General features: G+C 66.1%; 16 protein-coding genes. 9 read left to right on the top strand and 7 right to left on the bottom strand.

Annotation, left to right across the window (positions count from 1 at the left end):
- Positions 1–9 precede the first annotated feature (9 nt).
- The 5 genes from cimA to cysS form a co-directional block, all read right to left on the bottom strand.
- Positions 10–1623, bottom strand: coding sequence for a citramalate synthase (gene cimA / locus K8M09_RS05170; protein WP_160784954.1), 1614 nt, complete (start codon positions 1621–1623; stop codon positions 10–12).
- 27 nt (positions 1624–1650) lie between these two features.
- Entirely contained in the window at positions 1651–2607 is a 957-nt protein-coding gene (pip, locus tag K8M09_RS05165; RefSeq protein ID WP_160784955.1) for a prolyl aminopeptidase, read from the bottom strand.
- Positions 2604–3086: a GFA family protein gene (locus K8M09_RS05160; RefSeq protein WP_160784956.1), complete on the bottom strand. Its 483-nt coding sequence runs from the start codon at positions 3084–3086 to the stop codon at positions 2604–2606. Before K8M09_RS05160 ends, pip begins: the two co-directional genes overlap by 4 nt.
- Before the next feature lie 127 nt (positions 3087–3213).
- Positions 3214–3696, bottom strand: coding sequence for a GFA family protein (locus K8M09_RS05155; protein WP_160784957.1), 483 nt, complete (start codon positions 3694–3696; stop codon positions 3214–3216).
- On the bottom strand, positions 3693–5126 hold the full coding sequence (gene cysS, locus K8M09_RS05150; protein ID WP_160784958.1) for a cysteine--tRNA ligase: 1434 nt from the start codon (positions 5124–5126) through the stop codon (positions 3693–3695). The genes K8M09_RS05155 and cysS overlap by 4 nt, the downstream gene beginning before the upstream one ends.
- A 442-nt stretch (positions 5127–5568) precedes the next feature.
- Between cysS and K8M09_RS05145 the strand changes: the two genes are divergently transcribed.
- Positions 5569–5751, top strand: a complete 183-nt coding sequence (locus tag K8M09_RS05145; RefSeq protein ID WP_170299395.1) for a hypothetical protein — start codon at positions 5569–5571, stop codon at positions 5749–5751.
- Between the two features lie 4 nt (positions 5752–5755).
- Here the strand turns inward: K8M09_RS05145 and K8M09_RS05140 are convergent, their stop codons facing one another.
- Positions 5756–6532 (bottom strand): SOS response-associated peptidase, encoded by a 777-nt coding sequence (locus K8M09_RS05140; protein ID WP_160784959.1) that lies wholly within the window; start codon positions 6530–6532, stop codon positions 5756–5758.
- A 60-nt stretch (positions 6533–6592) separates the two neighbouring features.
- Here K8M09_RS05140 and K8M09_RS05135 point away from each other — a divergent pair, with 60 nt between their 5' ends.
- The 4 genes from K8M09_RS05135 to K8M09_RS05120 all read left to right on the top strand — a co-directional run bounded on the left by K8M09_RS05135 (position 6593) and on the right by K8M09_RS05120 (position 8616).
- Entirely contained in the window at positions 6593–7027 is a 435-nt protein-coding gene (locus K8M09_RS05135; protein WP_160784960.1) for an NUDIX domain-containing protein, read from the top strand.
- Complete coding sequence (locus K8M09_RS05130) at positions 7024–7449, top strand: TIGR02301 family protein (RefSeq protein WP_160784961.1); 426 nt, start codon at positions 7024–7026, stop codon at positions 7447–7449. Before K8M09_RS05135 ends, K8M09_RS05130 begins: the two co-directional genes overlap by 4 nt.
- Positions 7450–7541: 92 nt before the next feature.
- Positions 7542–7811: a hypothetical protein gene (locus K8M09_RS05125; RefSeq protein ID WP_206366646.1), complete on the top strand. Its 270-nt coding sequence runs from the start codon at positions 7542–7544 to the stop codon at positions 7809–7811.
- 22 nt (positions 7812–7833) lie between these two features.
- Positions 7834–8616: a hypothetical protein gene (locus tag K8M09_RS05120; protein ID WP_160785017.1), complete on the top strand. Its 783-nt coding sequence runs from the start codon at positions 7834–7836 to the stop codon at positions 8614–8616.
- 2 nt (positions 8617–8618) lie between these two features.
- On the opposite strand, the gene K8M09_RS05115 is transcribed toward K8M09_RS05120, so the two are convergent.
- Positions 8619–9224, bottom strand: a complete 606-nt coding sequence (locus K8M09_RS05115) for an amino acid transporter (protein WP_160784963.1) — start codon at positions 9222–9224, stop codon at positions 8619–8621.
- A gap of 165 nt (positions 9225–9389) precedes the next feature.
- Here K8M09_RS05115 and ygfZ point away from each other — a divergent pair, with 165 nt between their 5' ends.
- The 4 genes from ygfZ to K8M09_RS05095 are packed head-to-tail and all read left to right on the top strand — an operon-like array spanning position 9390 to position 12356.
- Complete coding sequence (gene ygfZ, locus K8M09_RS05110; protein ID WP_160784964.1) at positions 9390–10235, top strand: CAF17-like 4Fe-4S cluster assembly/insertion protein YgfZ; 846 nt, start codon at positions 9390–9392, stop codon at positions 10233–10235.
- Positions 10232–10861 (top strand): HD domain-containing protein, encoded by a 630-nt coding sequence (locus K8M09_RS05105; RefSeq protein WP_160784965.1) that lies wholly within the window; start codon positions 10232–10234, stop codon positions 10859–10861. The genes ygfZ and K8M09_RS05105 overlap by 4 nt, the downstream gene beginning before the upstream one ends.
- 2 nt (positions 10862–10863) lie before the next feature.
- The gene (locus K8M09_RS05100; RefSeq protein ID WP_160784966.1) at positions 10864–11382 is read left to right on the top strand and encodes a tyrosine phosphatase family protein; all 519 of its coding nucleotides are present in this window, start codon (positions 10864–10866) and stop codon (positions 11380–11382) included.
- Positions 11379–12356 (top strand): NUDIX hydrolase, encoded by a 978-nt coding sequence (locus K8M09_RS05095; RefSeq protein WP_160784967.1) that lies wholly within the window; start codon positions 11379–11381, stop codon positions 12354–12356. Before K8M09_RS05100 ends, K8M09_RS05095 begins: the two co-directional genes overlap by 4 nt.
- Positions 12357–12377: the final 21 nt, after the last annotated feature.

Genomic DNA, 12377 nt, shown 5'->3' with positions numbered 1-12377 from the left:
ACCTTGGCTTTACTCCGCCGCCGCGCGTCCCGCCTCGCCCCTGTTCTTCAGGAGCTTGTAGACGATGGAATCCATCAGGGCCTGGAAGGAGGCGTCGATGATGTTGTCGGAGACGCCGACCGTCCACCAGCGGGCGCCGGAGGCATCGGTGGATTCGATGAGGACGCGGGTGATGGCCTCGGTGCCGCCGTTGAGGATGCGGACCTTGTAGTCCGCCAGTTCCAGATCGGCGATCTCGGCCTGGTATTTGCCGAGGTCCTTGCGCAGCGCAAGGTCGAGCGCGTTGACCGGGCCGTGTCCTTCGGCGACGGACATCATGGTCTCGCCGTCGACGATCACGCGGACCACGGCTTCCGAGACCGTCTTGAGCTGGCCGTTGACGTCGTAGCGGCGCTCGACCATCACGCGGAAACTCTCGACGTGGAAGAAATCCGGCACCGTGCCGAGCGTGCGGTAGGCGAGCAGCGCGAAGCTCGCGTCGGCGCCCTCATAGGCATAGCCCGTCGCCTCGCGTTCCTTGACGATCTGGATGAGCCGGTCGAGCTTCGGGTCGTCCTTGGCCACCGTTATGCCGCGCAGTTTCAGCGCGTTGATGAAGTTCGCCTTGCCGCCCTGATCCGACACCATGACCTTGCGCAGGTTGCCGACGCTTTCCGGCGTGACATGCTCGTAGGTGCGCGGGTCCTTGAGGAGCGCGGAGGCATGGATGCCGGCCTTGGTGGCGAAAGCGGACGCGCCGACATAGGGCGCCTGATGATCGGGCGAGCGGTTCAGGAGCTCGTCGAAGGTATGGGCGAGCTTGGTGAGGCCGGTGAGCTTTTCCGTGTCGATGCCGGTTTCGAAGCGCGTGTTGTAGGCTTCCTTGAGGGCCAGCGTCGGGATGAGCGTGACGAGATTGGCGTTGCCGCAGCGCTCGCCGATGCCGTTGAGGGTGCCCTGGATCTGGCGCACGCCGGCCTCGACGGCTGCGAGCGAATTGGCGACGGCCTGTCCCGTATCGTTATGGGCGTGGATGCCGAGATTTGCGCCCGGCACGCCGGCGGCGATCACCGCCTTGACGATGGCCTGCACCTCAGAGGGCTGGGTGCCGCCATTGGTGTCGCAGAGCACGACCCAGCGCGCGCCGGAGGCAAAGGCCGTCTTCGCGCAGGCGAGCGCATAGTCCGGGTTCGCCTTGTAGCCGTCGAAGAAATGCTCGCAGTCGATCATGGATTCGCGGCCCGAGGCGACCACGGCCTTCACGGATTCGGCGATGCTTTCGAGGTTCTCCTCGTTGGTGCAGCCGAGCGCGACGCGCACATGATAGTCCCAGCTCTTGGCCACGAGACAGATCGCGTCGCTTCTGGAATCGAGGAGCGCGGCAACGCCCGGATCGTTGGAGGCGGAGACGCCGGCGCGCTTCGTCATGCCGAAGGCGACGAATTTCGCGCGGCCGGTGCGTTTCTTCGAAAAGAAGGCCGTATCGGTCGGGTTGGCGCCCGGATAGCCGCCCTCGACATAGTCCAGCCCGAACGCATCCAGCATGCCGGCAATGGCGATCTTGTCCTCGACGGAAAAGTCGATGCCCGGCGTCTGCTGGCCGTCGCGAAGCGTGGTGTCGAAAAGGTAGATACGGTCTTTCATCGGTTCCCTCCCGGGAGGCAGTCTGTCTCAGTTCTTGCCGGCGAATTTGTCGGTCGCGTAAATCAGGCGGTCGAGGATGCCGGGTTCGGAATAGGCGTGGCCCGCCCCTTCGACGAGGAAGAATTCCGATTCGGGCCAGGCCTTGTGCAGCGCCCAGGCGTTTTTGGCCGGGCACGGCATGTCGTAGCGGCCATGGGCGATGACGCCCGGAATGCCGTTCAGCTTGTGGGCGTCGCGCAGAAGCTGCCCCTCTTCCAGCCAGCCGGCATTGACGAAGTAGTGCGTTTCCAGCCGCGCGAAGGCATCGGCGAAGTCGTCCACCCCGAAGCGGCCGCTCGTTGCGGGTTCCGGCAGAAGCGTGATCGTCTCGCCTTCCCACAGGCTCCATGTCTTGGCGGCGGCGATGCGCACCGCCTTGTCGTCGCCCGTCAGGCGGCGGTAATAGGCCTGCATCATCTCATGGCGCTCTTCCGGCGGAATGGGGGCGACGAAGCGCTCCCACTTGTCGGGGAACATTTCCGAGACGCCGAACTGGTAGTACCAGTCGAGTTCCGCCTTGGTAAGCATGTAAATGCCGCGCAGGACCAGTTCGGAAACGTGCTCGGGATGTTTCTGCGCATAGGCGAGCGCTAGCGTCGAACCCCACGAGCCGCCGAAGACCAGCCACTTTTCCGCACCGGCCATCTCGCGCAGCTTCTCCATGTCGGCGACGAGGTGCCAGGTCGTGTTGGCCCCCAGCCCCGCATGCGGCGTGGACCGGCCGCAGCCGCGCTGGTCGAACAGCGTCACGTCGTAGAGCTTCGGATCGAACAGGCGGCGGTGGCTCGGCGAGATCGTGCCGCCGGGGCCGCCATGCAGGAAGACGGCGGGCTTTGCGCCCGGCGTGCCGGCCCGTTCCCAATAGATGACATGCCCGTCGCCGACATCGAGATGGCCGGAGGCATAGGGTTCGATCTCGGGATAGAGGCTGCGCAATTCGCTCATAGTTTCATTCCGTGGGCGGGCCAGTTTTCGGTCTCGTGATCGGGATGCTGGAAGGAGATGATCTTCTCCTGCTGGCTGTAATAATCCGGGTCGTCATGGACGGGGGCGGAGAAGATCGCCTCGACCCAGGGCAGGCGCGACCCGTAATTGACCTGAATCTGCGGGGCGAGATCGCTGCGGTCGTCGAAAGCGCCGATGGCGATTTCCAGACCGCCGGGATGCTTGTAGGTCAGCGGCGTGCCGCAATGCCTGCAGAAGCCGCGGGCGATATTGATCGAGGACTGGAAGTAGGCCGGCTCCTCGCGCGTCCATTCCGTCTCGCCCTTGGCGGTGACGAGCGGGCCGAAGAAGCCGCCGAACTGCTTCTGGCACATGCGGCAATGGCAGATCGACGGCCGGCCGAGCTCGCCGCGGATGCGGAAGCGAACGGCGCCGCACTGGCAGCCGCCGGTCCTGATCTTTTCCTGTTCCGTGGTCATGGCGGGCTCCTTCAGCGATAAGAGGAATAGACGACAACGGCGATGATGACGGCCGTGATGAGCACCAGCTTGCCGGCGATGAGATAGAGCCACTTGCGGGGAAAGCCGAGTTCCGGCTTCGGCTGGCTCATACCGCACCCTCCGGCGGCCATCGGTCCGTATCGTGGTCGGGATGCTGGTAGGAGACGAGATCGGCGAGGAAGGACGCCGCCTCCTGATCCGCCATCGTCTCCTCGCCCGGCAGGTCGCGGATCGCATCGACATAGGGCAGCTTCGCCTCGGTGCCCCACTGGATGCGCGGGGCGATCTCTGCGGGATCGTCGAAGGCGGCGATGGTCAGCGCCACGCCATCCGGCGCCTCGTAGGTCAGCGGCGTGCCGCAATCGCCGCAAAAGCCGCGATAGCCATGGTTGGACGAGCGGAAGCGCTTCGGCTCCCCGCGCGTCCATGTCAGCTTGGCGCCGCGCACGGAAACGAGCGGCAGATAGAAGTTCCCGCTCGCCTTCTGGCACATCCGGCAATGACAGACCGATGCATCGCCAAGCGCGCCTTCGACATGAAAGCGCACGGCACCGCACTGGCAGCCGCCGGTGTAGAAGGGTGTGGTCACCTTTTCACCTCCCACGTCGTCACGCGCTCGCCCGTCGCCGGGTCCTTGCCGTCCTTGAGCTGGACGCCCTTGGCGGCGAGGTCGTCGCGGATACGGTCGGCCTCGGCGAAGTTCTTCGCCTTCAGCATTTCCAGACGAAGCTGGATGATCGTGTCGATGCTCTCCTCCAGCGCCTTGGAGACTTCCGCCTTCTTCGGCGTGACGCCGAGAAGCCGGGCGCTGGCGGCGAAGACGGGAAGCATCAGCGGGTCGCTGTTGGCGCATTGGGCGAGCGCGTGCAAAGCCTGCACCGCGCCGACCGTGTTGAGGTCGTCGAAGAGCGGGGTCAGGACCGTCTGATCCACGCGGCCCTCAGCCGGGTCGCCGCCGGCGGGCCACTTCGCAAGAAGGCGTTCGGCCTCTTCCAGGCGCTTGACGGAGAAGTCGATCGGCTCGCGGTAATGCGTCATCAGCATGGCGAGGCGCAGCACTTCGCCCGGCCACTTGCGACCGCCGAACTTCTCCTCGTGCAGCAGCTCGGTGATCGTGTAGAAATTGCCCTCGGATTTCGACATCTTGCGGCCTTCGACCTGCAGGAAGCCGTTGTGCATCCAGACATTCGACATGACCTTGGTGCCGTGCGCGCAGCGCGACTGGGCGATCTCGTTCTCATGGTGCGGGAAGATCAGGTCCAGCCCGCCGCCATGGATGTCGAAGACCTCGCCGAGATAGGCGGCGGACATGGCCGAGCACTCGATATGCCAGCCGGGGCGGCCGCGGCCCCACGGGCTGTCCCAGCCCGGCTCTTCCGGCGAGGAAAGCTTCCAGAGCACGAAGTCGCCCGGGTTCTTCTTGTGCGCATCGACGGCGACGCGGGCGCCGGCCTGCTGCTCATCGAGATTGCGCTTGGACAGGTCGCCGTAATCGGCCATCGAATGGGTGTCGAACAGCACCTCGCCACCGGCCTGATAGGCATGGCCGCGCTCGATCAGGCGCTCGATCAGGGTAATCATGTCCACCTTGCCGTCGGCGCGCGGCTGGACGAACTCGGTGGCGCGCGGCTCATGCGTCGGCTGCATGGCGCCGAGCGCCTCGATATCGGCGTGGAACTGGTTCGCCGTCTTCTCCGTCACGCGGCGGATCGCCTCGTTGAGCGAGAGCGCGCCGCTCGCAATTTCGCCGCCGAAATCGCGCAGCGCCCGGGCGTTGATCTTGTCGTCGACGTCCGTGATGTTGCGGGCATAGATGACGTGGCTTTCGCCGTAGATATGGCGCAGCAGGCGGAACAGCACGTCGAAGACGATGACCGGCCGCGCATTGCCGATATGGGCGAAGTCGTAGACCGTCGGGCCGCAGACATACATGCGCACGTTGTCGGGATCGATGGGAGCGAAGGGCTCCTTCGAGCGCGTGAGCGTGTTGTACAGCGTCAGGACCGGCTTTTCGGCCATAGGAATCTCCCAAAATGCGTGCGCCCGGCTGGCCGGGTCGTTGTCATCCGGGGATTTTGGGGGACGAAAACGGCCGGGCCAGCGCGTGCGCTAGCGAATAATGCTCCGGCGAATGCAGAGTACCGTTTTCATGGCCTGCTTTATCGCGCCGCGCGGGCCTGCGGTCAAGCGGGCGTGAAGGCCGGCCGGCGAATTTCCTGCCCGTTCGGCCTTCTGTCCCAAGCTGTTACCGGGGAGACAGCCATGCGCCGGAGCGCCGTGCGATATGTCCGCCGCTCACAATTGTTGATCGCAAGACGGGGGATTTCGACGCTTCGCCGCAGAGCGATCAAAATTTGAGCAGAATTTGGCCGAAAGAGGCCGGTACATGCATGGGTCATGGGGGTAGCAACCGGGGGAATCGTACGGGGCTGCCTGATGAACCGAACTTCAGGAGAGTGAAATGTCGATTGCAATGAAGAAGCCGGCGCAGCCTGTCGCCGCCAACGAGAACCTGCAGGAACGCTACAAGCCGCTCGGCCTGCGCGCCGTCGTCGCGGCCATGCAGTGCAAGCCGGAGCAGAAGGCGGCCGATCCGCGCCGCGAGCGCGACCTGCCGGCCGTGCTCCAGTCGCTTTACGATTGAGAGTTCAAAAGAGCGAAAGCTGATCCGAAGATGGGGGCGCTTCTGCGCCCTTGTTCTTTTTCGGCGGCGCATCCTCGATGCGCTCTTCCACCGGCTCCAGAATGTCCGGCCCCATATTGGCGACCTTGTTGACCTTGTCGGACACCGGAATCGCCTCGAAGAAGCCGTCGTCGATGGGCTTCATGAGGTCCGTCACGTCGCGCGGCTCCTGCGTCTTGCAGTCGAGCCAGCGCGCAAAATCCTCCTGGCGGATGACGACCGGCATGCGGTCGTGGATGCGGGCAATGTCGTTGTTGGCCGCCGTCGTCAGGATCGCGCCAGTATCGACCTCCGAACCGTCCGCCGAGGACCATGTCTCCATGAGGCCGGCGAAGGCGACGATCTCGCCCTGCTTCGGGCGGATGAAATAGGCCTGCGCCTTCGCGCCCTTCTCCTCCGGCCGCCGCCATTCGAAGAAGCCGGAGGCCGGCACGAGGATGCGGCGATGGCGCATGGCGGCCTTGAACGAGGCCTTGCCGATGGCCGTTTCGGAGCGGGCGTTGATCAGCAGCGGGAATTCGCGCGGGTCCTTCACCCAACCGGGCATGAAGCCCCAGCGCACCAGCATCGCCCGGCGTTCCGGCAGGTTGCTGCCCGGGGCCTGCCTTTCGCCGGCGACGACGATGAGGATCGGCTGCGTGGGCGCGATGTTGTAGCGCGCGGGCAGGTCATCCAGTTCGGCGAGATCGAAATAGGCTTCGGCGAGGTCCGTGCCGGCCAGCAATGCAAATCGTCCACACATGGCGTCGTCATCGCACTTTGCCTATAAGGGGTCAATGAAGCGCAACCGAACCGGACAGCGATGAAGAAATCCAAGAAGCCCCAGCCCGCCTCCTCCGCCATCATCGAGCGCGACGGGCGCTACCTGCTCGTGCTGCGCACCAAGCCGCCGTCGGACGCGATGTATGCCTTTCCCGGCGGGCGCGGCGAAGAAGGCGAGACGCCAGCCGAGACGGCGCTGCGCGAACTTTTCGAGGAAACCGGCATAAAGGCCGAAAAGCCGCTGCTTTTCGCGACCTACGACCTGCCCGGTCGCGAGGACGGCCCCGGCAGCCCCTCCTTCTTCCTCTCCGTCTTCAAGGTGAAGGCCGACCGCGATGCCGTCGCCGTCGCCGCCGACGATGCGGCGAGCGTCGGCTGGTACACGGCCGAGGAAATCGCAAAGCTGCCCGCCCCCGACAGCGTGCGCGAATGCATCGCCCGCCTCGAGGCCGAGCGGATGGGGATTTCGGCATGAAAGTGATTCGCCTCGCCATGGCGCTTGGCCTTGTCCTCGCCGCGCCCGCCCTCGCCCAGCAAGCGAAGGAAAGCGCCGGCAAGGAGACCCCGGCGGCGGCCGCCGTCGAGGAGAAGCCCGCGCCCTATGACGAGCGGCTGGAGCGGCTTTCGGAAATCCTCGGCGCGATGCACTACCTGCGCAACCTTTGCGCCGAGAAGGCCGAGGACAATTGGCGCGCCTCCGCGCAGCGCATCATCGATCTGGAGGCGGGCACGGAGCCGCGGCGGCGGGAAAAACTGACGGCGGCCTTCAATCGTGGATACCGCTCCTTTGCCGCCATCTACACCGCTTGCACCGACTCGGCGGTTGTCGCAGAAGAGAGATACCGTAACGAAGGTGCAACACTTGCCACAGAAATTACCGCACGCTTCGGAAATTAGGAATTAATTAACCTGTTTTCACTGCGGCCAGTGCCGTTTTGGGAAAAGGCTGCTAAGCTTGTTAACAGTGCAGTAAGAACTGAATGCCTCGCATGGACCGATCTATGGAACCTACTCTCAACGATATCGACGAGATGATCGTACACGAGAAGATGCAGGCCGCTCTGGAATACCAGAACGAAGCCTGGGCGGACGGCATGGCGGATGGCATCGAGGCGGAGATCATCGCCGATGCGGCCATCGCGCTCGCCCTGCGCGAAACGATCCGCGTTCATGGCGAGAAGGGGGCGGAAGCGCTGCTCGATTCGCTGCGCGCCCGCCTGCTGGCCGGCGAATTCTCCCCCGCGCGCACCCTGCAATAGGCTGGAAAGACAGGTCATGCAGATGTCGGCTGACGGCAAAAAGCTGTTTCGCAGCAGCCTCATCGTATTGTCGGTGCTTTTGGGAACGACGGCGCTCACCGTGCCGGCGCGCCCCGCCTTCGCGCTCAGCGAACTGAAGAAGGCGCCGGGCGAGGAACCGCAGAAGCCCGCGGAAGACGAGAAGGCCGCGCCCGTGGAGGAAAAGCAGGAAGAGCCGGAGACCTCTCCGCTCGAACTGCCCATGCCCGACCCGCTGATCCGCCGGAACGGCGCGGTGACGGAGCCCGCCGACGAGCCTCCCGTTACCGATGAGACGCCCGACGAAACGCCGCAAGCGCCCGTCGAAGTGATTCGCGATATCGAGAAAGCGCCCGAGCCGGTGCGCCGCATGCGCGAACTGATCGTCGAGGCCGCGGCCTCCGGCGATATCCAGCGCCTTGCCCCGCTGCTCGGCAAGGGCATGACAGAAACGCAGGTCTCGCTGGTCGAGAGCAACGAAAGCCCCGTCGAGACGCTGAAGGGCCAGTCCGGCGATCCGGACGGCAACGAGGTTCTGGCGATCCTTCTCGACGTGCTCGCCACCGGCTTCGTGCATGTCGGCAAGGGCACGCCGGACGAGATGTATGTCTGGCCCTACTTCGCCGAAAAGCCGCTGGCCGGCCTGACGCCGCCGGAAAAGGTGGACCTGCTGCGCATCGTGACGGCCGGCGACTATGCCGACATGCAGGAATTCGGCAGCTACAATTTCTACCGCGTCGGCATCACGCCGGACGGACAGTGGAAATTCTTCGTCACCGGCGAATGAGCCTATAGGGCATCCAGCCAGCCATGGCCGGGATGGGCCTGCGCGAGGCAGCCCCTCAGCCAGTCGCGTTGCGCGGTATCCAGCTTCGGCAGCGCGCGGGCAAAATCCGCCTCGTCCTTGTCCCGCCGGTATTTCGCCTTGAAGAGCAGGATGGCCTGCGGCGCGAGATAGGGAATGCCCTCGGCGGTCACCTGCACCATCTCGCCCCGTGGCCGGCGGATCGAAGGATCGCGCTTGTAGACCCAGGTTTCCGGCGTGCCGTCCTCCAGCATCATGTCCACCCGCCAGCAGCGCGCCGCCGCATCCTCGCACCAGACCTGCGCGATGCCTCTAGCGGGCGCTTCGTTCTCCCCGAGCGGTTCCACACGGCCATCGCCGACCGCATGGAGCCGCAAGTCGGGGAAAGCAGTCCGGAAGACGGGAAAGTCGCGGCGCAGGATCGTGAATTCCATATCCTCATGCGCCCGCGTTTCGCATCCATGCCAGAGATCGAGCGCCCAGCCGCCGACGACGCACCACGACCGGGCACCCCCGGAAAGCCTGCGCGCAAGCTCGCCCGGGGTCCAGGCGGACCAGGCGTCGTGCGGAAGGGGCGGCATGGTTTCCATCGTCTGTCGGCCTCGCTGCGGGGGCGTTCTTCATAGCTGTATGGCGCCGGCGGACAAGGGCCATGACCTTGCGAAAGACGCCCGGCCGTTCTACCTCTCTGTCGAAGGTGCGGCGACGCACCGCCTGCGCCGGACATATCGGCGCGCAGAAATCTGGATCCGCCCATGCCTTCCGTCACGCTCTCCGGCCGCGCCTTTCTCCGCATCTCCGGCAAGGATGCCGAAGCCTTCCTGCAATCGCTGATCACCACCAACCTGCCCGACCTGCAGGAGAACGAGATTCGCCCCGGCGCGCTGCTGACGCCGCAGGGCAAGATTCTCTTCGACTTCCTGATCCGCCGCGACGGCGATGACGCCCTGCTGATCGACACGACGCAAGACCAGCGCGATGCGCTTCTCAAGCGGCTGACCATGTACAAGCTGCGCGCCGCGGTCGACCTTGCCGTTATCGACGGCAGCGAGGCGACGGTGAGCTGGGACGACGCTGAGGCGCAAGCGCCGCGCGATTTCCGGTTCGCCAGGGCGGGCCTCGACGTCTCGCGCCGCATGGGCGGCGGCGGCGCGGACGATGCCGCACTCTACGACGCGCTGCGCATTCAGGCCGGCCTTCCCGAAGCCGGCCGCGACTATGCGCTTTCCGACGCCTTCCCGCATGACGCGCTGCTCGACCGCAGCGGCGGCCTTTCCTTCCGCACCGGCTGCTATGTCGGGCAGGAGGTCGTTTCCCGCATGCAGCATCGCGGCACCGCGCGCCGCCGCCCGGTCATCGTGCGGGGCGAGGCCGCGCTTCCGGCGACGGGCACGGAGCTTCTTGCCGGCGGCAAGCCGATCGGCGCGCTCGGCAGCGTTTGCGGCACGCTCGGCCTTGCCATCGTGCGCATCGACCGCGCGGCGGACGCCATGCGCAGCGGAACGCCGATCACGGCGGATGGCGTGCCCGTTACCGTCGAGCTGCCGCCATGGGCCGGCCTTGCCTTCCCCGAGGAAACCGCCGAGGTGCCGGCGCAATGAGCGGGAGCGAACGCCCGAAGACGGAAGCCCGCGCCTGGCAGCGCATGCTCTCCGGCCGCCGCCTCGATCTTCTCAACCCGTCGCCGCTCGATATCGAGCTTTCCGACATCGCGCACGGCCTTGCCCGCGTCGCGCGCTGGAACGGCCAGACGAATGGCGACCATGCCTTCTCGGTGGCGCAGCATTCGCTTATCGTCGAGGCGATCTTCCGCCGGCAGAACCGCTGCAACCCGCATGAATGCCTGATGGCGCTGCTGCACGACGCGCCGGAATATGTCATCGGCGACATGATCTCGCCCTTCAAGGCCGTGGTCGGCGGCGGTTACAAGAGCGTGGAGAAGCGGCTGGAGGCGGCCGTTCACCTGCGTTTCGGCCTGCCGGCTGCAACGCCCGCCACGCTAAAGGCGAAGATCAAGAAGGCCGATCAGGTCGCCGCCTTCTTCGAGGCCACCGAGCTTGCCGGCTTCTCCCATGCGGAGGCGACGAAATTCTTCGGTGCGCCGCGTGGCATCACCGTCGATATGCTCGAAATCGCGCCCGTTCCCGCCGTCGAGGCGCAGAAGCGCTTCGCGGAGCGCTTCGCGGCGCTGGAGAGCGAGCGCGGCCCCCTCGCGGCGGCGGTGTGACGATGGGCACCATCATCGTCGCCCCGCTCGGCAAGATCGCGGAACTGGCGGTGCGCCATCGCTGTCGCGAGATGCTGAGCCTCGTTGCGCCGAAACAGGGTTTTCATCGCCCGGCGGTGATTTCCGCCGAGCGCCACCTGATCCTCGGCGTCAACGACATCGCCTTCGCCGGCACCGGAAATCTCGTTGCGCCCGGCGAGGAGCATATCGCGGCGATCGTCGGCTTTGCCCTCGGCTGGGACCGGCAGGCTCCTCTTCTCGTCCATTGCATGATGGGCGTTTCCCGCTCCCCCGCCGCCGCGCTCATCGCCGCGCTTGCCGTCGCGCCGGATCAGGACGACCATGAACTGGCGCAGCGCCTGCGCCGGGCCTCCGTGCAGGCGACGCCGAATGCGCGGCTGATCGAGATCGGCGACCATGTGCTCAATCGCGGCGGCCGGCTGATCGCCGCCGTCAAGGCCATCGGTCGCGGTGCGGATTATGTCGGCGACAGCCCTTTCACCTTCCCGGCCGCACCATGACGGATACCGGCGCCCGCCCCCCGGTCGAAATCGGCCTCAATGCGGCGGTCGTCGCGATTTCCGGCCGCAGCCCCTGCATCCTCGCTGCCGGCCGCGACGGCGCCCATGGACGCGACGCCCTGCCCTTCGGCCCCTTCGACCCGCAGCAGCACCGCACCTTCGAGACGAGCCTGCGCGCCAGCGTGGAGGCGCAGACGGCGCTGAAGCTCGGCTATATCGAGCAGCTCTACACCTTCGGCGACCGTGGCCGGCAGAAGGCGCCCGACGAGGCCGGCACGCACATGGTCTCCGTCGGCTATCTGGCGCTGACGCGCACCGACGCCGAGGCGAACGAGCGGCTGGCGGAAGCGGGCGCGGCCTGGCGCGACTGGTATGCCTATCTGCCCTGGGAGGACTGGCGGCAGGGCCGCCCCGCGGTGATCGACCAGACGATCCTGCCCGCCTTGAAAAATTGGGCGGCGGAGGCGGCTCGCGAAGAGCGGGCGAGCGCCCTGCCCGCCCCCCGCACGCGCCTGCGCCTCGCCTTCGGCCTCGACGATTTTCCATGGGATGAGGAGCGCGTTCTGGAGCGCTACGAACTGCTCTACGAGGCCGGCCTTGCGGAAGAAGCGGTGACCGACGGCTGGGCGAAGCCCGGCCAGCCCTCCCCCGGCATCGCCATGCGCCACGACCATCGCCGCATCCTTGCGACCGCCATGGCGCGACTGCGCGGCAAGATCAAATACCGCCCCGTCATCTTCGAGCTGATGGCCCCGGAATTCACGCTCACCGAATTGCAGGCGACCGTGGAGGCGATTTCCGGCCGGCACGTACACAAGCAGAACTTCCGCCGGCTGGTCGAGGGCGCGGAACTGGTGGAGCCGACCGGCGCTTCCACATCGGCTACCGGGGGCCGGCCCGCCGCCCTCTTCCGCTTCCGTCGCCGTATCTTCGAGGAACGCCCCGCGCCCGGCCTGAAGGTCGGGATGCGGTAGGATACTTCTCAGGCCCGCGCG

The organism is Shinella zoogloeoides (assembly GCF_020883495.1).
GTDB lineage: Bacteria > Pseudomonadota > Alphaproteobacteria > Rhizobiales > Rhizobiaceae > Shinella > Shinella zoogloeoides.
The sequence above is the reverse complement of the archived record's forward strand: the minus strand, read 5'-3'. Positions and strand labels throughout refer to the sequence as shown.

Excerpts from the sequence above, each read along its gene's own strand:
- cimA (WP_160784954.1), bottom strand. The coding sequence starts at position 1,623 with ATGAAAGACCGTATCTACCTTTTCGACACCACGCTTCGCGACGGCCAG.
- pip (WP_160784955.1), bottom strand. The coding sequence starts at position 2,607 with ATGAGCGAATTGCGCAGCCTCTATCCCGAGATCGAACCCTATGCCTCC.
- K8M09_RS05160 (WP_160784956.1), bottom strand. The coding sequence starts at position 3,086 with ATGACCACGGAACAGGAAAAGATCAGGACCGGCGGCTGCCAGTGCGGC.
- cysS (WP_160784958.1), bottom strand. The coding sequence starts at position 5,126 with ATGGCCGAAAAGCCGGTCCTGACGCTGTACAACACGCTCACGCGCTCG.
- K8M09_RS05145 (WP_170299395.1), top strand. The coding sequence starts at position 5,569 with ATGTCGATTGCAATGAAGAAGCCGGCGCAGCCTGTCGCCGCCAACGAG.
- K8M09_RS05140 (WP_160784959.1), bottom strand. The coding sequence starts at position 6,532 with ATGTGTGGACGATTTGCATTGCTGGCCGGCACGGACCTCGCCGAAGCC.
- K8M09_RS05135 (WP_160784960.1), top strand. The coding sequence starts at position 6,593 with ATGAAGAAATCCAAGAAGCCCCAGCCCGCCTCCTCCGCCATCATCGAG.
- K8M09_RS05130 (WP_160784961.1), top strand. The coding sequence starts at position 7,024 with ATGAAAGTGATTCGCCTCGCCATGGCGCTTGGCCTTGTCCTCGCCGCG.
- K8M09_RS05125 (WP_206366646.1), top strand. The coding sequence starts at position 7,542 with ATGGACCGATCTATGGAACCTACTCTCAACGATATCGACGAGATGATC.
- K8M09_RS05120 (WP_160785017.1), top strand. The coding sequence starts at position 7,834 with ATGTCGGCTGACGGCAAAAAGCTGTTTCGCAGCAGCCTCATCGTATTG.
- K8M09_RS05115 (WP_160784963.1), bottom strand. The coding sequence starts at position 9,224 with ATGGAAACCATGCCGCCCCTTCCGCACGACGCCTGGTCCGCCTGGACC.
- ygfZ (WP_160784964.1), top strand. The coding sequence starts at position 9,390 with ATGCCTTCCGTCACGCTCTCCGGCCGCGCCTTTCTCCGCATCTCCGGC.
- K8M09_RS05105 (WP_160784965.1), top strand. The coding sequence starts at position 10,232 with ATGAGCGGGAGCGAACGCCCGAAGACGGAAGCCCGCGCCTGGCAGCGC.
- K8M09_RS05100 (WP_160784966.1), top strand. The coding sequence starts at position 10,864 with ATGGGCACCATCATCGTCGCCCCGCTCGGCAAGATCGCGGAACTGGCG.
- K8M09_RS05095 (WP_160784967.1), top strand. The coding sequence starts at position 11,379 with ATGACGGATACCGGCGCCCGCCCCCCGGTCGAAATCGGCCTCAATGCG.